This is a genomic window from Acidovorax sp. SUPP950 (assembly GCF_030158935.1).
Taxonomy (GTDB): Bacteria; Pseudomonadota; Gammaproteobacteria; order Burkholderiales; family Burkholderiaceae_C; genus Paracidovorax.
The window spans coordinates 59922-81234 of the sequence record NZ_BQXE01000009.1; the positions used below are offsets into that span (position 1 = coordinate 59922).

The following is a 21313-nucleotide window of genomic DNA, read 5'->3' on the forward strand; positions in this document are numbered from 1 at the left end:
CGGCGCGAGTGGCGGGGCTGGACCGCCTGCCTGTGGGTGGTTTCCATCCGCCTCGGCCCATCCACCGCATCGCGCGTCAACGCGGATCGAAACGGATCCAGGGTGTCGCCACATCGGGGTTCGGGTTGACCACCCACCAGTGGGCGTACACGCTGACCCCCATCTCGTTGGCGAGCGATTGCGCCAGGCTGAACCGTCCCGGCATGCCGGCGAAGCAGGTGACGAGCTTGATGGGCTGGTTCGTTCCGGTGGCACCATAGCCTTCCTGCCTGAGGAAGGCTGCCAGCGTCTGGGCGGACACAGGGCGGTTGATGGGTGTGCCGTTGGGTGCGGTCCACTCCACCATCGCGCTGCCGGCAATGCCGTGGGTCGCCACCACGTCCACGCTGGTGCCGTTAATGGTGGTGAGGTTCTGCTCGAACGTGGCGCGCTGCACAGGATCCAGGTGGGTCCAGGTATTTTCCATGGACTGGGTGACAGGGTCGTTGGGCATCAGGATCCGTACTTTTCCCTTCAGCATCCCGTCCCCGGCGTTTCTCGGAAAATTGGGATTGGCCGCCGGGTCCGGGAAGGACGGGATCTGCGTGTGCTCCGTGAGCGGTGTCGGGTTGACCCCCAGCGATTTGCCGCCGGTGAAAAAGGTCAGGTGCGCACCTGCCGCCATGAGTCCCGCCCCGCCGCCCGCGATGCCGCCAATGGCGATGTTCAGCAACGTGGCGCGGCTGAAGAAGGGCTGCCCGGACATGTAGGCGGAAACACCGGAGCCCGCCGCGGCCCCCGCCACGCCACCGGAAATGCCGGACACCACCGAGATCGATATCGTGGTGGCCGCCTTGCCGGCGCCGACGGCCAGCGCGGCGCGCGCGGTCAGCGAGCCCAGCGCGCCGCCTGCCAGCGCGCCGGCCGCCCCGGATGCCGCGCCCGCCAGCGCATCGATGCCGAACTGCTTCCAGGAGATGGGGTCTCCCGTGGCCATGCTCACCAGATCTCCCGCCATCGACCCCACCACGCCTGCCACGACGCCGACGAGAATCGCAGCGCCCACGCCGGTCCCCAGCAGCAGCACGCCCGCCACGCCGATCGCCAGGGTCGCCACGGCCCCCGCGATGATCCCCCACACGTTCATGCCCTGGGGGTCCGTGAAGCACAAGGGGTTGTTGCCCACGTACACGTAGGGCGAGGGGCTTTCCAGCAGCGGGTCCACGCTGAGATAGCGACCCAGCAGGGGGCTGTAGAAGCGGGCATTGCAGTCGTACAGGCCCGAGTCTTCGTCGTAGTTGTGGCCGGTGAACAGCCGCGGCCATGGCACCTGGCAGGGCACCACCGCCGTCGGCGCGCCGTAGATGTCGTAGCGCCATGCCCCGACCACCGCGTTGTCGGCATCCAGCACGACACGCACGCTTCCCAGATGGTCCAGCAGTCCGAAATAGAACTTTCCATCGATCCACGCCACCTGCACGTCGATGGCGGAGATGAAGCGGGCGATGGAGGTTGACGTGCCCGAATCCTGCACGAGCACCTCGCCGCCGGGCGAGGGCATCTGCCAGCGTTGCTGCCGCTCTCCGGTGCCGGCCGTGCGCGTGAGCTGTGCGCGGTGGCCGTCGGCATCACGCAGGATGTCCAGGGAGGTTCCGTCGCCGCCCCGGTAGGACACCGGGCGGCCGGTGCAGGCGTCATAGCCGGTTTCCCATGCGGGCGCGCCGCCGGGACCGCGGGCCTGGGAAATGGCCCCTGCACGGTCGTATTCCATGGTGAGCGTGCCGTCTGCCGCTGCATAGCTGGAGAGCCGGTTGGTCCCATCCTGATAGGCATAGGTCGCGCTGCTGTCCGCCCGGTCGTGGCGGGTGAAGTTGCCGTTCAGATCCATCTGCCAGCTCTGGGCGTTCATGCCGGTGCCGCAGCCGGTCAGCCTGCCCAGTGCGTCCATGTGCGTGCACAGGGGAGGCTCGGGCAGGTCGGCGATGCTGGAGTCGATTCCCTGCCGGGCGATTTCCCCGTTGTAGTAGCCCTGGCCGTCGCACGCACCGCTGGTGTAGTCCAGCGTTTCGTTCCACAGCGGGCCGGCGTCGAGGGTTCGCGGCCAGCCCGGCGCTTCGTAGGTGAAGGTGCGCTCCAGCAGGGCGCCCGAAGGGGTGGGCAGCAGCGTCGTCGTTTCGGGCTTGCCCTGCGGGGAGTAGGTGTGCGCGACGAGGACCGTGTCCAGGCCGTTCACTCGGGCCGACACCGAGGTCACGCGTGCGAGCGGGTCGTAGGCCAGCAGGCTGGTCAACTGGGTGGACGAATCGGTGCTCGACAGCAGGTTGCCGCCCCGCGACCAGGTGTTGGTGACGGTGCAGGAGCCCTGCGGCGAGCCGGGAATCGTCCGGGCGCGCCGCTCGATCCTCCCGGCCCGGTCGTAGGCGAATGTCTCCACCAGTTGCGCGCTGCCTTGTGCGCCTTGCTGCATCTCCACCTTCCAGAGCCGGCCTACGAGGCTGTCGGCCTGCGTCGCCTCGCTGCCGTCGCCATCGAAGTAGCGGCGAATGCCCCATGTCGTTGGCGAGGGGGGCCAGGAGGCGTCGTCGGCCTTTTGCTGCAGCACTTCCCTGTCCCACGCCTGCTGCACCGTGCCTTCCTCCACGATCCGGCTCAGCGAGTCGTACTTGCGGTAGATGATGTGGCCGTCGGGCAAGCCGCTGCCGTTGGAGAGAAAGCGTGCCAGGCCTGAAGTGCTGTACACCATCTCGCAGTGGCCGCTGTCGGGGTCGGTGGTGCCGATGCGGTGGCCCGCGAAGTCGTAGGTGGCGGTCGCACTGCCCGCCGGAATCCCGTTCTGTGACGCTCCAGCGGCCGCATAGGAATTGGGCGGCACGGAGGCGATGGTGCGGCCGGATGCGTCCTGTACCTGGCTCATGCGCCAGTTCAGCGATGTGTCCTGGGCGGAGGTCTGCACCACCCGGCCAACGAGGTTTTCCGCGGTGTCCTTCCAGGCCTGCGTCACCGCGCCGTTGGGGTCGGTGTCGATGACCAGGTGGTATTCCCCGAGCGGCAGCGGGTAGGCGAATTCGCCGGGCGTCTGGTTGGTGGAATAGGCCCGGGTGGCGTAGTGCGTGCTGCCCGGCCGGATCGCATAGTCGAAGCCGGGCTGCCCCATCGCCACGGGCCGCGCGAGCGGGGCCGCCTCGAAGGCCGTGCGTGAAAACGGATAGCCACCGGCCTGCGGGTGGTATTGGCTGGACAGCAGGCCTTCCAGGGGCGCTCCGCTCCAGAGGCTGCCGCCTTCTCCGGCGTTGGTGGCCATGCCCGCCTGGTATTCGAAAAGCGCTGCATTTCCCTGCGCGGTGATGCGGCTGTCGAGCGCCTTGACCGCGATGTTGCCGCGATCGTCATACAGCCCCATCTCCAGGATGGCGCTGTCACCGGACTCCAGGGAGAGGGTCTGCAAGCTGCGGGACAGGCCGTCGGCATAGCTCACACCCAGCGCGATGTCCTGCGCCACCACGAAGCCGCTGAAGGTGCCGGGTGCGCTCATGCCCACCTGGATGCCGAAGGGGGCCGTGACGTCCTGGCCGGCGTATTCGAAGACCTTGAGGCCGTCCGCGAAAAACAGCAGCCTGCCGGGCGTGGCCACCAGCAGCCACTCGCGCGCACGGCCATCGGCGGCGGCCCGTGCGGACACCGCGCCGGCCGCGTTCCGAAGCTGCCATTCGGGTTCGTCACCCCCGGTGCGCGCCACGAACCATTCGCCCGTGCCCAAGAGGACCTCGCCCAGGCTGGCCGGGTCCACCAGGATCCGCGCGGCCAGGCTCTCGGCCGTGAATCCCGTGCGCGCCAGGCGCGCGCCGAGCGGCTGTTGCGACTGCCCCTGGTAGATGAGCCGTCCCTGGCCGCAGGTCCATTCGGATTCGGAGCCGGAGACCGCCGTGTAGCTTTGCAGGGCATCGTCGGCGAAGGGGTCGTAGAAGCCGTCGCCGTTGCCCTGGATGTTGATGGCCGCATTGGGACGGTCCGTGGGGAAGGGATGGGTGCTGTCCACCACGTGGTCCTGCCGGCAGAAGTAGGCCATGCAGATCAGGCTCGGGTTGTTCCACGGGCCGATGGTCGCGGCGGGTTCCGACACCGGGTTGTAGACCGTGCGGGAGATGTTGCCGTTGGGGGTCAGCGCTCCGACCGTCCGAAGGCTCGCGCTGTCGTACACCACGGCCTGGAACTGGCAGTCCAGGGGGGCGAAGGCGATGTCGTCCAGGCGGATCCAGGGGACGGATGGTCCATCGATCTGCACCGCGATCGCCAGGGTCACGGTCGCCGGGCCCGCAAGCCCCAGTCCCGACATGTCGATGGTCCACTGCACGGGCTGCCATTGCCCGGCGGTCGGCTTCAAGGGGCGCTCCAGGCTTTGGCCTTGGGACGAGGTAATGCGCAGGGTGGCCGAGAACTCCGTGCCGGCGGCGCCCTGGGGCGTTTTCATCCAGAGCGAGAACACCTGCGGCGCCTGGCCCTGCGCGATGGACACGCTGCGCGTCAGCGTGCCCGACGCACTGACCTGCAGGCAGGATTGGCCGGTGGCGGCATCGCCGGCCTGGACGACGCTGCCCTCGGGAAGGCTCCAGGTGGGGGCCTGATAGTCCTCGAAACTGTCGTAGGCATTGCCCGAGGCGGAGTTGACGAACCCGGCGATGCGGAACCTCGCCCGGTCGTCGAACAGGGAGGCCATGGGGCGGCCCGCGAGGTCATGGGACAGCAGCACCTGCCCCAGTCCGTCCCGCTCGGAGATGCGTTCCTGAAGGAGCCAGCCGTGGCCCGGGTCCGTGCCGTCCCAGGCGGTGAAGGGCACCGCATCGGCCTCGTTCGCCACCCAGGTGTCCGCTTCCGCCCAGTAGGGCGTTCCATCGGCATGCTGCCAGGTCCGGAAGGTCTGCACCTTGCCCGCCTGAAACTGCCAGGCGCCGTCGTCGTCCTGGTTGTGCATCAGGGCCTGCGCCACGGGAGCCAGGATGTTCGCGCTCCAAAGCGCCGGATAGACCTCGAACCCGAAAACGGACGAGCGCCTGGTGGCCCGCCATTGCCCGGTGCTGCCGTAGTACCCGGTCTGTACGGTATCGGGACTGCCGCCGGCCAGGGAATAGGTGAACGCCATCGTGCGTGAGACGCCCTGCAGCACCTCCGTGGACGAGGTCACCTGCGGAACGCCACCATACAGGTTGCGCAGCGTGCCGCCGGCGGGCGCCGTTGCGACCTGGTCGACGTAGGTCCATTCGCTGATCTGCGACGACAAAGCGCTGCCGTCAGCGCCGAACACCTGCTTGGAGATGAGCATGCCCGCCACGAGCGAGTAGGCGTCTTCCACCGCGAAGCGGGTGTCCGCCAGCGCCCCGGCCCGCACCTGCCGCTCGGCAGCGGCCTGGAAGCTGCGCGCTGGCAAGCCGTTGTAGAAGTGGCTGGTCGTCCCGCCGTACTGCTGGAGCGCGGGATCGGTGGTGGCCGCGTATTCGGTGACCGTGGCGAACTGCACCACACTGCCGGAACTGTCGGTGGCCGCAGAGACATCGGTGTAGGCGTAGGCTTTTTTCAAGACACCGTAGCCGCTGTCCTGCGTGAGCGCGGTGACCACGAAGGCCCTCAGCGGCGCTTTCACGGAATGGTTGGCATAGCGGTGCAGCGTCATCTCGACGGACGCATCGATGTCGCTGCCGGTCGGGAAGGTCACGAAGCCCGATGGAATGGCCGGCAGTTTCCCGGAAACGGCGGTCTCGTAGCGCAGGGTGTGGTTCAGCATGCGGAACATCTGCTGCCCGGCGAAGGTCTCGCGCACCGGCTCGCCTTGCGCATCTTTCAGGAGCCCGCCATTGCGGAAGAACAGCACCTGCGTGTCCTGGGGAGCCCCGTCGGCGTCCAGCGTCATGTAAGCCAGGAAGTCCGGCGCCTGGTCGATGACCGTCGTGCTGTCGAAGGAGGCCGCGGTGATTTCACCGAGCCGGTGCGACTGCACCGGAGCCCAGCTGGGCCAGACGGACTGCGAATACAGCGTTCCCCCCTGCGAGGCATAGGTGCCCGCGAGGGTGGGAAAGCCGAGCGTCTCGCGCGATGGCGGCGGGGGATCTTCGTCCTGCAGCACCTGCGTGGTCCAGCCCGCGGCCGGATCGCTGGGGTCGAAACTGTCCAGGGCGGAGTACAGCGCCGAAGTCGTGTTCTCCGTTTTCAGCACCGCTTGCCCGTTCCAGGCATACCAGTAGAACTGGGTGCTGGGGTCGGCGCCGGGTGCGTACTGGATCCCGGCGAAGTGGTAGGACCAGTCGACGCCATCGAACCGCAGCACGTTCGGTCCGGAGCCCACGAGGCTGCCGCCGACGAGGGAAGGCCCCAGGGTCTGCAGGAAGGCCGTGGAGAGGTTGGTGAAGCCGGGGCCGTCGAAGACGTCCGGCATCGCCTGGAAGGCGAGATCGCCGTAATCCGCGTCCCAGCGCAGCACGGCCAGGCGATAGTCGAACGCCTGGATGGCGCTGCCTTTCGCGGTGAACTCCGTGATCCACGCGGCCGCCGCCATGCCGCCTTCGGTGGTCATCTGAAAATACGACGTGGTCCCGAAGGCTGGAATCACCACCTGCGTCGTCGCCAGCGACGCACCCTCGTGCCAGGCCAGCAAGGGGTCCCGAAAGCGAAGGTTGAAGAGTCCCTGCTCAGTGTCCGGGTCGTAGCAGAAGGTCAGATAGTGCTGGCCCGCGGCGCAGGCGAACAGACGGGCGTTGTTCCCGCTCTGCGGCGCCGTTTCCGTGGCGATGTCCCAGGACCGGGATTGCCAGTTCAGCGCATAGCGGGTGAACTGGCGGTTGTCCTTGTCCACCACCACATAGAAGTCGCTGCCGCCCACGACCTGCAGCTGGCCGCTGGCATGGGGATAGGGCTCGGGTTGGCCGCCCTCGGAGGCGAAGGCCCAGTCGGCCACCGCGATGGGGCGGCGGGAGGCCAGATAGACCGCGGTGGCGCTGTCGTCCAGGCGGGGCAGCATCAGCAAGAAACTGTGCTCGCTGGTGGTCGCGCCGATGCGGTCGACATCCAGCGCGCCGTCGAAACGCTGCCAGGTCTGCCAGGCGGGCATCCATCGGCCCACCCAGGTCAGAACATTCGCCAGCAAGGCGTTCTGCGCGCTGTCATACCAGGCCATCACCACGTAGTCCGAGCCGTACCAGACCCGGGGCGTGGCAGCCGTGTCGCTGCCGAAGGGGTTCGCAATCGTCAGGTTGCGGGCGCCGGGGTCCAGTTCGGCATCGGCCCCGACGTCGATTTCCGAATATTCGTAGCGGGTGATGCCACCGGTCGGCAAGGTGATGGCGGTCAGGGCGCCTGGAAGCGGCCCCTGCCCCTGCAGGTCGTACTCGAAGGAGATGCCGGGCCTGCTGGCGCCCCCGGGAAGGACATCGGTGACTGCCTTGAGGTACCGCTTGAAGCACGCCCCCGTGCCCAGCGGATTGCTGGCATCCGGGGGCGTGAGGTTCACGAGGTCATGCCATTCGAAGTTCAGGCGGACCTGGGGGGCGCCTGCGTCGTTGAACACATCCACGCTGTGCAGGTAGACCGATTCGAAACGGTCCTGCCAGGCGTTGGGCACCTGGCCGGGGCGCTGCCGTGGGTCCGAGTGAAGGGCGAGGTATTCCTTGGGGGCATCCAGCGACGTGTTGTCGTACGTCATCGGGCTCCAGTTGAATCGGCAGGACCAGCCCAGGTCGTTTTCCATCCGGGCCATCTGGCATTCGCGGGTGTAGGTGAGCGTGCCGGCGCCGACGGTCTGCTCCGACGTGCGGTACGCGAAGGCGATCCAGTTCCCCGCCGTGTTGCGCAGCTCCGCCAGGTTCCAGGCCTGTGCATGGCGCGCCTGCCCTTGCGCCTGCGTGCTCGGCCCGGTCCAGTTGTCCCAGTGGATGCCCCACTGCACGAGATGGCGGTCTTCGATGCCGTCGAGCTGGCGGTCGCTCTCGCCGTAGATCGCGACCGAGCCGTCGGGGCGCACCACTTCCCAGCTGTTCCATTGGGGATAGAACGTGACCTGCCAGAACTGGTAGGGCACGGTCTCATAGGACTGGCCCGCCGTCTCGATGCCCAGCGTGCCGTCCGCTTGCGGCATCAGGGCGTGGGAGCGGCGCTGCTGCGGATCGTCCAGGCGCCATTCGCCCGGCCGCTCCGTGGGCCGGATCAATGCCGCGCTGGAGGGGCGCCAGCCATGCGTTTCCAGTGCCGTGACCAGCCCCGGCGGCACCCGCCCCGGCAGCGCGCCGGCGAGCACCTGCGCGCTGACCGTGCCACGGCTCCACTGCGTCGGAATGGGCACGAGGCGCAGGGCCTGCCCCTGGTTCATCAGGTAGTACTCGGCATCCCGCAGCGGAGCGCTGCCGGTGTTCGCCACGATCTGATCCATCGGCATGTTCCACCCCACGCCGAGCCCGCCGCTGGGGTGCGTGAGGTTCCACTGCGCCACCTGGTCGGCCACGCTGCTCTGGTACATGAGCGTCAGATCGCAGGCCAGTCCGCCCCGCGCCGGGAGCGTGAGCAACTTGAGCGGAAAGGCCAGGTTGCCCCGGAACAGGTTGACGCCCGTGCCCAGGCTGCCTGCGTCGAACTGGAGAATTCCGAGGGCTGGGGCGCTGGATGACTGACCGGCGGTGGATGGCATGGCGACTCCTTGGAAAAAGAAAAGGCTCCAATGGGAACGGCCCTCCTTCACGCAGCAAAGGAGGGCCGTCCGGTCGGTGAATCAGTGGATTTACTGCGCCCAGGCAATCACCGAGGCGGTCAGGCTGCAACTGGCCGGGTTGAGCTTGTTGTTGCTGTTGTCCAGCAACTGCAGGGTGCCCGTGATCGTCACGGTGGGGGAGTTGGCCTGGGTCTGGACCTGGACGCTGGCGCCCACGGTGCGCAGATGGTGGTCCGTGTTGCCGAAGGACGCGGTGTAGGCGGCAACGGAGGCTCCGGCCGAAATCACGTTCGTCGGGAAGCTGTAGGTCGTCTGTGCCGTGACGACGCCCGCGTCGGACACCGAGGCGTTGGCAACCGGAATCGAAATGTTCTGAACGTACATGGATGGCATGGATTACTCCTTGTTCAAGGTGGGGTGAAATGGGTCCTGCCGCGCCCTCGCGTGCGGATCCCGCTGAACCATGGAGCCACGGCATGGCCCACCGGGCCCGCAGCCAGTGCCGTGAATGCATGGAATACAAAAAAATGAAGGCGGGCCGGCACCGGGGGCCCGCAGCGCCGTGCTCAGGGGACGGTGATGCCGTGCTTGTCGTTTTCGCCGGTCACACCGGACGACGTCACGCTGTTGGTGGTCCAGAAGATGTAGAGGTATTTCCGCTCGCCTGGGGCCGGATCGCCCCAGTTGTTGTTGGCGGTGAAGACGCGGGTGCCTTTGGCATACGCGTCCGCCACCTGCGCGGTCACATCGATGGTCTGGTTGTAGACGCCGTAGCCGGCGTTTTCGATCACGGTAATCGCCATGGTTCTCTCCCTTTGAGTATTGTTTTTGGCGGTGCCGCATCGTGTGATGGCGGTGCCTGCCAGGGAGCCAATGTACCGATGCGCTGCCCGTTTTTCACGGGTCTGTAGGCCTTGAATATGAAATTTCAGAACACTTCAGATGCTGAAGCATGGCGCGGTATTCGGGCACCGGCCGGCCGCGCGGTGAGTGCCTGCGACCGGGCCGAGAGAAAGCGCGCGCGCGGGTTCATCGGCCACTTTCCGCGGGGTTTCGGGGGCCCTCTGGCGTCGCCCGGCGCAGGGCGTCGGGCGGTCCTCGGTTCAGGCCGGCGCTGGCCTGCTGGACGCGGGGCTGCCGGCGTGTCAGCCGCCCACGGCGTTGCGCAGCGAGACGGGAGTGGTGGTGGCAGGGCGCGCCGCGCGAGGGGCGCCGGCCGCCGCCACGCCGCTCACCACGTCGCCCACGACGATGACCGAGGGGCTGGCGAGCTGCTCGCGCTCGATGGTGGCGTGCAACTCGCCCAGGGTGGTGAGCGCGTGGCGCTGCTGGGGCAGGCTCACGTGCTGGATGACGACCACGGGGGTGCTGGCGGGCAGGCCGGTGAGCAGCTCCTGCTGGATGTGCGCGGCGCTGCTCACGCCCATGTAGATGACCAGGGTGAGGCGTGCATCGCGCGCGGTGGCGGCCAGCTGGCGCCAGTCGGTGCCGGCGTCGCCGGGCTTGGCGTGGCCGGTGACGAAGACCACGCCATGCGCGTGCTCGCGGTGGGTGAGGGGCGTGCCCAGCAGCGTCATGCCGGCCAGGCCCGCGGTGATGCCGTTGACCACCTGCACGTCGATGCCGGCCGCGCGCAGGTGCTCGACCTCTTCGCCGCCGCGCCCGAAGATGAACGGGTCGCCGCCCTTGAGGCGCACGACGTTCTCACCCTCGTTCACGGCCATGACCATGAGCTTTTCGATGAAGGCCTGGGGCGTGCTCTTGCAGCCGCCGCGCTTGCCCACATGGACGATGCGCGCGCCGGGCGGGGCCATGGCCACGATCTCGTCGCTGACCAGGTCGTCCACCAGCAGCACGGTGGCGGCCTGGATGGCCTTGAGGGCCTTGATGGTGAGCAGTTCCGGATCGCCCGGGCCGGCGCCGACCAGCGTGCAGCGGCCGGGGGGGACGCCTTCGAAGGCGGGGGGGGATGGGCGATTCATGGGTTTGTCTCCAAAGGGATTTGCCCGGCCAGACGCAAGATGTGTTCCACCTGACGGGACAGCGGCGCGGGCACCGGCAGCGCGCCGTCGAGCACCTGGCGCGTGTAGCGGGCGGTGGTGTCCACGTCGATGTCCTGGGGCAGGCCGGGCACCTCGCTGGCCGTGCCGGGCTGCTGCTCTTCCCACAGATGGTGCGCGCCGGCGACGAAGGCGTCGTAACGGGGCGTGCGTCGCGGATCGGCGGCCACTTCGCCTTCCAACCCGCGCGAGAGCAGGGCGTTCATGCCCAGCGTGGCGAAGGTGGCGTGCAGCATGTCCTGGTACTCGGGGTGGGTGTAGGCGGTGACGACCAGCGACGGCCCGGCGCAGGGGTTCATCAGCTTGACCACGCTGTGGCCCGGGTTGCGCAGGCCGATGGCCTCGCGCGCGGCCAGCAGTCGGGCCAGGCCCGGGTGCAGGGCTTCGGTGTGAATGTGGGCCACGGTGCCGTTTGCTATCTTTTCAGGAGCATTCAGGGCAGATATTCCTAGGGCGTCGAGCACATCCGATGCCAGAATGCGCCGCGCTTCGGTGCGCATGCCGTGCAGCAGCACGGGCAGGCCCTCGCGCGCCAGCAGCAGCGCCAGCAGCGGGGTGAGCACGGGCAGCTTGCGCGCACCGTTGTAGCTGGGCAGCACGACCACGGGCCGGTCGCTGGCGGGCAGGCGGGCCAGGCGGGCGTGGGTGGCGTCGAGAAAGCCGCACATCTCCTCGGCGGTCTCGCCCTTGATGCGCATGGCGATGCAGAAGGCGCCGATCTCCAGGTCGGTGACCTGGCCGTCCAGCACCTGGCCGAACAGGTCGTTGGCCTGCTCGCGGCCGATGGCGCGGGCGCCGCGCGCGCCGCGGCCGAGGTCCTTGAGATAGTGGCTGATGGCCATGGCGTGGGGGTTTTTCTGGCGGATCGAAGGGGACCGGATTCTCCCCCACTTCTGCCAACTTTTGGTTATATAGAGAGGGCGGCGGGGGTCTGCGGGGAGGCCGGGGCCAGCGGCCCGGTGGCGCGCACCATGCGCTTGAGTTCGGGCACGCACGAGCCGCATTGGGTGCCGCAGCGCAGCGCGCCCTGCAGCTGCGCGAGCCGGTCGGCGTCGGTGCCGTGGCATTGCGCCAGGTGGGCGGTGATGGCGGCGTCGGTCACGTTCAGGCAGGAGCACACGGGCTTGCCGCGCGACTGCACGGCCTGCGCGCCGGAGGGCGCCTGGCCGCCGGGCACGAGCAGCAGGCGGCCGTAGCCTTGCGCGGGCAGCTCTTCCTGCAGCAGGGTCTTGAGCCAGGCCTCCGCCCGGGTGTCGCCGGCCAGCAGCATGCCGGCCAGCAGGGTGTCGCCGCCCTGGCGCTCCAGGCGCAGCGCGCGGCGCTGGCCCTGGCGGCGGTCGGCGTAGCGCAGGGTGTCGGGAGTGTCCAGGCCCAGCAGGGCCTCGATGCGTTCGATCAGCGCATCGGGCGCGGGCTCGTGGCCGGCGGCGCGCAGCAGCACGCCGTGGCGCTCGCGCTGCGGGCCGGCCAGGGGCGCGTTGTTGCTGAAAGGCACGCAGCTGGCGAAGGGCAGGGCGGGCATCAGCGCGGCCAGCGCCTCGCGCGCGGCCAGGGCGCTGTCGGCCGGCAGCCAGGCCATGGCGAGCAGCCGCCAGGGCAGCTCGGCCTTCAGGATCTTGACGGCGGTGTGCTTGAGTTCGGGCTGCTTGGAGGTGGGGCAGAAGGCCGGCGTGGTGAGCGCGTTCACGCCCGCCAGCGGCGTGCCGGTGGACGACTGCCCGCTCAGGTATTCGCTGCCCCAGTGCATGGCGATGAAGGCCTGCGACAGGCCCACGTCGGTGCTGCCCTGCACCGGCACCACGACGGCGCCGCGCGCGCTGGTGACGTGCACCAGGTCGCCCTCGGCCAGCTGGCGGCGCGCCATGTCCTGCGGGTGCATCTGCACGCTGGGCTCGGCCACGTGGCCGAACAGGCGGCCCAGCGTGCCGGTGCGGCTCATGCCGTGCCACTGGTCGCGCAGGCGGCCGGTGGTCAGGCTGAACGGGTAGCGCGCCTGGCGCGGCTCGGCCACGGGCTGCCAGGCGTTGGCGGCGAAGCGCGCGCGGCCGTCGGCGGTGGGGAACACGCCGTCTTCGTACAGGCGCGCTTTGCCCAGCGGGCGGGGCGGGGCCGAAGGGTCGGCATCGGCATCAGTGTTGTCGGCAGTGCCGGCCGGGCAGGGCCACTGCTGCGGGCCCTGGGCATCGAGCAGCGCCCACGACAGGCCGGTGATGTCCAGGTCGCGCCCGCGCGTGCTCTCGCGGTGCTCGTTCCACACGGCCTCGGCGCCACGCTCGGCCTCGCCGTCCCCGGTGGCGTACGGAAAGAGCGTGGGCCGCCCCGGGCGCAGCCGCGCCTCCAGCCGGTGGGCGAACTGCACGGCGATGGCCCAGTCGTGGCGCGTGTCCCCGGGCGCGGGCACCGCAGGGCGCACGCGGGAGATGCGGCGCTCGCTGTTGGTCACCGTGCCGGTCTTCTCGCCCCAGGTGGTGGCGGGCAGCAGCAGGTCGGCGTACTGCGCGGTGGCGGTGGTGGCGAAGGCCTCCTGCACCACCACGAACTCGGCGCGCTCCAGCGCGCGGCGCACGGTGGCCTGGTCGGGCAGGCTCTGCGCCGGGTTGGTGCAGGCGATCCACAGCGCCCGGATCTCGCCGTCGGCCGCGGCCTGGAACATCTCCACGGCGGTCTTGCCGGGCGTGCCCGGCACCTCGGGCACGCCCCACAGGGCGGCCACTTCGGCGCGGTGCTGCGGGTTGGCCAGGTCGCGGTGGGCCGACAGCAGGTTGGCCAGTCCCCCCACCTCGCGTCCGCCCATGGCGTTGGGTTGCCCGGTGAGCGAGAACGGCCCCGCGCCCGGTCGGCCGATCTGGCCCGTGGCCAGGTGCAGGTTGATGAGGGCGGCGTTCTTGGCCGTGCCGCTGGTGCTCTGGTTCAGGCCCTGGCAGTAAAGGCTGAGCGTGGGCTGGCGCGCGGCACCAGCACTTGCACCAGCACCCACACCGGCGAACCAGCGCGCGGCGGTGGCCAGATCCGCCTCGCTGATGCCGCACACCTCGGCCACCCGGGCGGGCGTGCAGTCGCGCACCAGGGCCTTGAGCGCGTCGAAGCCGGTGGTGTGCGCGGCGATGTAGGCGCTGTCCACCCAGCCTTCCCACAGCATGAGGTGCAGCATGCCGTGGAACAGCATGACGTCGCTGCCCGGCTGGATGGGCAGGAACAGGTCGGCCAGCCCGGCGGTCTCGGTGCGGCGCGGGTCGGCCACGATGATCTTCATGCCCGGGTTGGCGGCCTTGGCGTCCTCGATGCGGCGAAACAGGATGGGGTGCGCCCACGCGGTGTTGCTGCCCACGATGAAGAGGCACTGCGCGTGCTGCACGTCGTCGTAGCAGGTGGGCGGGGCGTCGGCGCCGAGCGTGGTTTTGTAGCCCGCCACGGCGCTGCTCATGCACAGGCGCGAGTTGGTGTCGATGTTGTTGGTGCCGACCAGGCCCTTGGCGAGCTTGTTGAAGACGTAGTAGTCCTCGGTGAGGAGCTGGCCGGAGACGTAGAAGCCGACGGCGTCGGGGCCGTGCCGGGCGATGGTGTCGGCAAATTTTTGTGCGGCGGTGTCGAGGGCTGCTTCCCAGGCGATGGGCTGGGGTTCGTCGCCGCGCTGGGGGCGGTGCTGGGGGGTGAGGAGCCTTGTCTGGAGGGTGACGGGGCTGGCGGCGGTGAGGTGGAGGGTGGAGCCCTTGGTGCACAGGCGGCCGAAGTTGGCGGGGTGGGTGGGGTCGCCTCTCACGCCGGTGATCTGGGGGCCGGTGGATTCGATGATCACGCCGCAGCCTACGCCGCAGTAGGGGCAGGTGGATTGGGTTTGGGTCATGGCGTGGGTCTTTTGTTGGGCTGGTTGCCGGGTTTTTTGTTGGGTGGGGTGCTATTGTTTTTGTCGTTGCTGGATGGTTACGTTCCGGGGCCGGGAGTTGCGCCCGGCGGCGCACTCACTTTCTTTTGCTTCGCCAAAAGAAAGTGAGCAAAGAAAAGGCGACCCTACTGTCCGTGTCCCCTGCGCTGCGCTCCGGGGCAACCTGCGGTGCTCGCGGCTGGCGGGGTCCGCGCAAACTCGCTCCACTGCGTTGCGCTCAAACAGCGCGCGGCCCTTTTTCCGCCAGCCGCTGCGCTCCTCGGCACGGCCAGAAGGGAACCCAACAGCCGAACTGCCCATACGGGCCATTGCTTCGCTCGGCCTCCGGTGCGCGAGCGCGTGGCGCCGCGCACGCTGGGCCGAGCGCAGCGATGGCCCGTGTGGCGGGTTCCCTTCTGGATGCGCCTGCGGCGCGCAGGGCGCGGGGTGGCAGGTGTGCCGTAGGACACACCTGCTTCGTGAACTGACTCGCCGTGGCTGTCCGAGCGCAGCGCGCTGCGCGAAGCGAGTTCCACGGCGCACCCCGCGCACGAGCACCGCAGGTTGCCCGGAGCGAAGCGCAGGGACGCAGCCAGCAGGGTCGCCTTTTCTTTGCTTACTTTCTTTTGGCGAAGCAAAAGAAAGTGAGTGCGCCGCCGGGCGCACACCCCGGCCCCGGAAAGAAAAGCCACCACCAGCGCCAAAACAAGCCACACCCACAACCTCAAGCCCCCGAACCAGCAACTAAACGCCTGATAGGCCCCGCTACAGGCCTAACCAATTCCACCGCATGCCCCGCCAACTCAACAGCATCCAAAAACACCTCCCCCCCCTCCACCTTCACCGCAAACTTCGGCGTACACCCCTCGTCCGGCGCCGAAGCCTGCCCATCGCACAACCCGATCGTCCAGTTGTGCAGCGGACACGCCACGCTCGTGCCGAACACGATCCCCTGCGACAGGGGCCCCCCCTTGTGCGGACACCGGTCCAGCAGCGCGAACACCTCGTCCGCCCCGTTGCGGAACACGGCCACGTCCAGGCCCTGCGGCCGCGCCACGCGGCGCGAGCCCAGCACGGGAATGTCGTCCACACGGCAGATGTATTTCCAGTCGCTCATGGCGGCTCCTTGCGAATCGGGGGGATGAATGAATGAAAGGGGTGGTGGCAATGGCTGGGCCGGGGCTCATGGCGCGATGGCGGCGAACTGCCGCGTGTCCACGCGCGCTTCCTGGAAGTCAAACCACGGGTCGGGCTCGCCATCCAGCGCGAACTGCAGCTGCTCCCACAGCGCGCGGCGGCCTTCGTGGTCTTCGAGGATGCGTTTTTTCACGTGATCGAGGCCCACGCGATTCACGTAGTGCACCGTGCGCTCCAGGTACCAGCCTTCCTGGCGGTACAGCTCGCAAAAAGCCCCGGTGTACTCCAGCACCTCGGCCGCGGTCTTGAGCTTGGTGAAGAAGTGCGCCACCTCGGTCTTGATGCCGCCGTTGCCGGCGATGTGCATCTCCCAGCCGCTGTCCACGCCGATGATGCCCACGTCCTTGATGCCGCTCTCGGCGCAGTTGCGCGGGCAGCCGCTCACGGCGAACTTGACCTTGTGCGGGGCGTACATGCGCCACATGGCGCGCTCCAGGTCCTTGCCCATCTGCGTGCTGTCCTGCGTGCCCATGCGGCACCATTCGCTGCCCACGCAGGTCTTCACCGTGCGCAGGGCCTTGGCGTAGGCGTGGCCGCTGGGCATGCCGATGTCCTTCCACACGGCCTGCAGGTCTTCCTTCTTCACGCCCAGCAGGTCGATGCGCTGGCCGCCGGTCACCTTCACGGTGGGGATCTGGTATTTGTCCACCACGTCGGCGATGCGGCGCAGTTCGCTGGCCGTGGTCTCGCCGCCCCACATGCGCGGGATCACGCTGTACGTGCCGTCCTTCTGGATGTTGGCGTGGCTGCGCTCGTTGATGGCGCGGCTTTGCGGGTCGTCCTTGGCCTCCTTCGGCCAGGTGCTGATGAGGTAGTAGTTGACGGCCGGGCGGCAGGTGGCGCAGCCGTTGGGCGTCTTCCATTCGAGGAAGGCGAACACGTCGCCGATGGACAGCAGCTTGTTGGCGCGGATCGCGTCGCGCACCGCCTGGTGGCCGTGGTCGGTGCAGCCGCACACGGCCTTGGTCTTGGGCGTGGCGGAGTAGTCGCCGCCGGCCGTGAACATGATGATCTGCTCCACCAGGCCCGTGCACGAGCCGCAGCTGGCGCTGGCCTTGGTGTGCTTTTTCACGTCGTCCAGCGTGAACAGGCCCTTGTCCTTGATGGCTTTGCAGATGGCGCCCTTGGTCACGCCGTTGCAGCCGCACACCTCGTCGGTGTCGGCCATGGCGGCGGCCTTGCTGTGGCCCTGGTGGCCCGCGTCGCCGATGTTGCTCTCGCCGAACATCAGCTTGTCGCGGATGTCGCCCACCGTGCGGCCGTCGCGCAGCAGCTTGAAGTACCAGCTGCCGTCCACCGTGTCGCCGTAGAGGCACGCGCCCACGAGCTTGTCGTCCTTGATGACGAGTTTTTTGTACACGCCGCCGAAAGGGTCGCTCATCACGATCTCCTCGGTGCCTTCGCCGCCCTGGAAGTCGCCCGCGCTGAACAGGTCGATGCCCGTCACCTTGAGCTTGGTGGAGGTGAGCGAGCCCTGGTAGCGCCCGATGCCGAACTCCGCCAGGTGGTTGGCCAGCACCTTGCCCTGCTCGAACAGCGGCGCCACCAGCCCGTAGGCGATGCCCCGGTGCGCGGCGCATTCGCCCACGGCGTAGATGCGCGCGTCGGTGGTGGTCTGCAGCGTGTCGCTCACCACGATGCCGCGGTGGACGTGCAGGCGCATCTTTTCGGCCAGCTGCGTGTTGGGGCGGATGCCCACGGCCATCACCACCAGGTCGGCGGGCACCTCGGTGCCGTCCTTGAACCGCACGGCGGTGACGCGGCCGTCCGGCCCGCCCACCAGCTCCTGCGTCTGCGCCTTCATCAAAAATTGCATGCCACGCTCGGCCAGGGACTTTTGCAGCATCTTGCCGGCCACGTCGTCGAGCTGGCGCTCCATGAGCCAGTCGCCCACGTGCACCACGCTCACCTGCATGCCGCGCTTCATGAGGCCGTTGGCGGCCTCCAGGCCCAGCAGCCCGCCGCCGATCACGACCGCATGCTGGTACGTGGCGGCGGCGTCGATCATGGCCTGCGTGTCGGCGATGTCGCGGTAGGCCAGCACGCCCTGCAAGTCCTTGCCCGGAATCGGCAGGATGAACGGGTTGGAGCCGGTGGCGAGGATCAGCCGGTCGTACTCGGCGCTGATGGCCTCGCCCGCCGCGTTGGTGGCGTGCACCACGCGGCGCACGCGGTCCACTTCGTGCACCGTGAAGCCCGTGTGCAGGTGGATGCCGTGCTCCTCGTACCAGGACCAGTCGTTGAGGATGATCTCGTCGATCGTCTGCTCGCCCGCCAGCACGGGCGACAGCAGGATGCGGTTGTAGTTGGGGTGCGGCTCGGCGCCGAACACCGTGATGTCGTAGAGGTCCGGAGCGATCTTGAGCAGCTCTTCGAGCGTGCGCACCCCGGCCATGCCATTGCCCACCATCACCAGCCTGGATTTTTTCATCGTGACCCCCATGGGTGCCCGCCGCGGCGCTGCAAAAACGAATGAACAGCGCCTGCCGGCAGACGAAGCCGAAACCAAAAAACAAAAAAGGCGTCCGCACAGGGTGCGGGCGGTTGAAGCCTGCACTGCCTGTGGGGACGCCTTCGTCCTGACCGCCCCGTTTCCGCCATTGGAAGGGGCCAGCCATGTGACCGGCATTGGTCACGGGGACGCTGTTGCAATGCGCGTGCCAGGTCTGGGTGGGATCGGAGGGGTTGAAGGGAAATCGGGCCCCAGTGCATATTCCACTAGGGCATTGTGCTATTGATTTGGTAGCGAATGGCCGCGTGGCGTGGCCTGCACGGAGGCGAGGGCAGGGCGGGGGCGACCCGCCTTGGTGCATGGCGCCCAGGCCGGTGCGTGGGTCAGTCCTCTTTCGCTGGCGGCGCGCTCCGGGAAGGCAGGGGCACCCGCGCCGGGTTCTCTGCCTGATAGGCCACCATGAACGCATCCGACGCCACCTGGTCGGCCAGCGCCCGCAGGCTCGCGGCCGAGGCCGGGCCCAGGACGGCCTCGACCCGCTCGTTGGCGGCGGCCCAGCGCCCGATCGCTTGCGCCAGCAGTTGCTTGCCGCGCGCGGTCAGCACGGCGTGCTTGGTGCGCCGGTCCTGGGCGTCCTGCCGCAACTCGGCAATGCCGTCGCGCACAAGGGGCCTGAGGGCATGGGTCAGTGCCGATAGTTGAATGGCCAGCCGGTTCGCCAGGTCCTGCAGGGTCGGCCCCTGCCCATCGGCACTCTGGAACTTGCCGATCTCGACCATCAGCGCCAGCTGCGTCGCCTTGATGTTCAGGGGCGCGAGGGCGTCGTCGTACAGCTGCCCCAATCTGCGCGCCGCCAGGCGCACCGACGTGTTCGTGCAGACCTGCGCACCGGTCGTGGCGGTGACCTCCGCGATCGCCTGATTCAAGGCGCAGTCGGCATCCGCAGCCGCATCGACAGGGTGGTTCCTAATTCCCATATTTTCCAAATGGTTGAGTGCTGCACTATTCGAAATGCATCGCTGTCCTGCTCTACATTTGAGCCCTCAACTTATTTGGTTGAGCCCTCAATTTTATTGGAGAACACCCGATGACCCGTCCCCATTCCAGCAAAGTCGCATTGATCACCGGGGCTTCTTCCGGCATCGGTGCGGTCTATGCCGATCGCCTCGCTGCCCGTGGATACGATCTTATTCTGGTGGCCCGGCGTGCCGACCGCCTGCAAGCCCTCAGCGCCCGGATCGCCGAGGCCCATGGCGTGAAAGCCGAGCCGGTGGCGGCGGACCTCGGCAAGGCCGAGGACCTGGCGCGCATCGAAGCCCTCCTGTCCACCCACGAACGCCTGCACATGCTGGTGAACAACGCCGGGATCGCCCGCCTGGGGCCCGCCGCCCAGCGGTCTGCCGATGACGCGGTGTCCCAGATCGACCTCAACATCACCGCCCTGACGCGGCTGACCCAGGCGGTGCTGCCCCCCTTCATCGCCAGGAAGCAGGGCGTGATCGTCAACATCGCCTCCGTGCTGGGCATCCATGCGCTGCCCGTCAGCGCGGTCTACAGCGGCACCAAGGCTTTCGTCCTGCAATACACCCGAGGCCTGCAGCAGGAACTGGCCGACACGGGGGTGCAGGTCCAACTGGTCCTGCCCGCATCGACCGCCACCGAACTGTGGGACCTGTCGGGCGTGCCGCTGGCGGCACTCAACCAAGACACCGTGATGACCACCGAGCACCTGGTCGACGCCGCGCTCGCCGGGCTGGACCAGGGCGAAACGGTCACCTGGCCGTCCGTTGCCGACACCGGCCTGTGGGATCGCTACGAGGCGGCCCGCGCCGCGCTGCTCGCCGGCAGCCAGGTGGGAACGCCGGCCCCTCGCTACAACGTCGTTTGACGCCAGCCCATGGACCCCACCGCCATCGGACGCGGTTCTCCGCACGCCGATGGCCTTTTCCTCCGTCGTTTTCGCCCTGCTTTTTTCCAAGGACAGCCCCGATGCTTTTCGAACCCTTTTCCTTGCGCAACATCCCCCTGGCCAACCGCGTGGTGATGTCGCCGCTCACCCGCAGCCGCGCGGTGGACCACAACACGCCCAATCCGCTCATGGCGACCTACTACGCGCAGCGCGCGACGGCCGGCCTCATCGTCACGGAAGGCACGTCGCCGTCGCCCAACGGCCTGGGCTATGCCCGGATTCCCGGCCTGTTCAACGATGCCCACGTGCAAGGCTGGAAGCGGGTGACCAGCGCCGTGCATGCCCAGGGCGGCAAGATCGTCGTGCAACTGATGCACACGGGCCGCGTGGCCCACCAGGCCAACCTGCCCGCCGGCGCCGAAGTGCTCAGCGCGTCCGCCGAGGCGTGCCCCGGCGAGATGTACACCGATTCGCAAGGCAGCCAGCCGCACACGCCACCGCGCGCCATGACCGAGGCCGACATCCAGGCCGTGATCGGCGAATACGCCACGGCCGCGCGCCTGGCCATCGAAGCCGGTTTCGACGGCATCGAGCTGCACGCGGCCAACGGGTATCTCCTGGAGCAGTTCCTGAATGCCAACATCAACCGCCGCACGGATGGCTACGGCGCAACCGCCGAGGGGCGCAACCGCCTGGTGCTCGAAGTGGCGCGGGCCACCGCCAAGGAAATCGGCGCCGAACGCGTGGGCATCCGCCTGTCGCCGCATGGAGTGGTCAACAGCGCGGGCGCCTTCGACGGCGTGGACGGTCAGTACCTGGCCCTGGTGAAGGCGCTGTCCGCGCTCGGCCTCCTGTACGTCCACGTGCTGGACCACTCGGCCATGGGAACGCCACCGGTTCCCGCCCAGCTCAAGGCCGACCTGAAGGCGGCGTTCGACGGCCCGTTCATCCTGGCTGGCGGCCTGGACAAGGCCGGTGCGGAGCGCGCGCTGGAGGGCGGCCTGGCCGACCTCACCGCCTTCGGCCGTGCATTCATCGCCAATCCGGACCTGGTCGAACGGATGCGCCAGGGCGCGCCGCTGAACGCGCCCGATCCGGCCACGTTCTATACGCCCGGGGCCCAGGGCTATACGGACTATCCGGCGCTCGCCGGTTAGCCACCGTTGGT

At 68.5% G+C, this 21313-nt stretch carries 11 protein-coding genes; 2 read left to right on the plus strand and 9 right to left on the minus strand.

Annotated features, from left to right (window positions below; translation table 11 throughout):
* Window positions 1-76: 76 nt before the first annotated feature.
* The 9 genes from AVME950_RS22655 to AVME950_RS22695 all read right to left on the minus strand — a co-directional run bounded on the left by AVME950_RS22655 (window position 77) and on the right by AVME950_RS22695 (window position 19213).
* Window positions 77-8644: an RHS repeat domain-containing protein gene (locus AVME950_RS22655; RefSeq protein ID WP_284431545.1), complete on the minus strand. Its 8568-nt coding sequence runs from the start codon at window positions 8642-8644 to the stop codon at window positions 77-79.
* A gap of 90 nt (window positions 8645-8734) precedes the next feature.
* Entirely contained in the window at window positions 8735-9058 is a 324-nt protein-coding gene (locus AVME950_RS22660) for a hypothetical protein (protein ID WP_284431546.1), read from the minus strand.
* 173 nt (window positions 9059-9231) lie between these two features.
* Window positions 9232-9468: a hypothetical protein gene (locus tag AVME950_RS22665; protein WP_272551932.1), complete on the minus strand. Its 237-nt coding sequence runs from the start codon at window positions 9466-9468 to the stop codon at window positions 9232-9234.
* Window positions 9469-9810: 342 nt separating this feature from the next.
* Window positions 9811-10647, minus strand: a complete 837-nt coding sequence (gene cobA / locus AVME950_RS22670) for a uroporphyrinogen-III C-methyltransferase (protein ID WP_284431547.1) — start codon at window positions 10645-10647, stop codon at window positions 9811-9813.
* On the minus strand, window positions 10644-11567 hold the full coding sequence (gene ybiB, locus AVME950_RS22675; protein ID WP_284431548.1) for a DNA-binding protein YbiB: 924 nt from the start codon (window positions 11565-11567) through the stop codon (window positions 10644-10646). The genes cobA and ybiB overlap by 4 nt, the downstream gene beginning before the upstream one ends.
* A gap of 65 nt (window positions 11568-11632) precedes the next feature.
* Window positions 11633-14569, minus strand: coding sequence for a nitrate reductase (locus AVME950_RS22680; RefSeq protein WP_284431549.1), 2937 nt, complete (start codon window positions 14567-14569; stop codon window positions 11633-11635).
* Between the two features lie 742 nt (window positions 14570-15311).
* On the minus strand, window positions 15312-15704 hold the full coding sequence (gene nirD, locus AVME950_RS22685; protein WP_284431550.1) for a nitrite reductase small subunit NirD: 393 nt from the start codon (window positions 15702-15704) through the stop codon (window positions 15312-15314).
* A gap of 66 nt (window positions 15705-15770) precedes the next feature.
* On the minus strand, window positions 15771-18215 hold the full coding sequence (gene nirB, locus AVME950_RS22690; RefSeq protein WP_284431551.1) for a nitrite reductase large subunit NirB: 2445 nt from the start codon (window positions 18213-18215) through the stop codon (window positions 15771-15773).
* A 404-nt stretch (window positions 18216-18619) separates the two neighbouring features.
* Window positions 18620-19213 carry a MarR family winged helix-turn-helix transcriptional regulator gene (locus AVME950_RS22695; protein ID WP_284431552.1) on the minus strand — a complete coding sequence of 198 codons (594 nt, stop codon included), beginning with the start codon at window positions 19211-19213 and terminating at the stop codon, window positions 18620-18622.
* A gap of 110 nt (window positions 19214-19323) precedes the next feature.
* On the opposite strand from AVME950_RS22695, the gene AVME950_RS22700 reads away from it, so the two are divergent.
* Window positions 19324-20124: an SDR family NAD(P)-dependent oxidoreductase gene (locus AVME950_RS22700; protein WP_284431553.1), complete on the plus strand. Its 801-nt coding sequence runs from the start codon at window positions 19324-19326 to the stop codon at window positions 20122-20124.
* Window positions 20125-20225: 101 nt separating this feature from the next.
* Window positions 20226-21302 (plus strand): alkene reductase, encoded by a 1077-nt coding sequence (locus tag AVME950_RS22705; RefSeq protein ID WP_284431554.1) that lies wholly within the window; start codon window positions 20226-20228, stop codon window positions 21300-21302.
* Window positions 21303-21313: the final 11 nt, after the last annotated feature.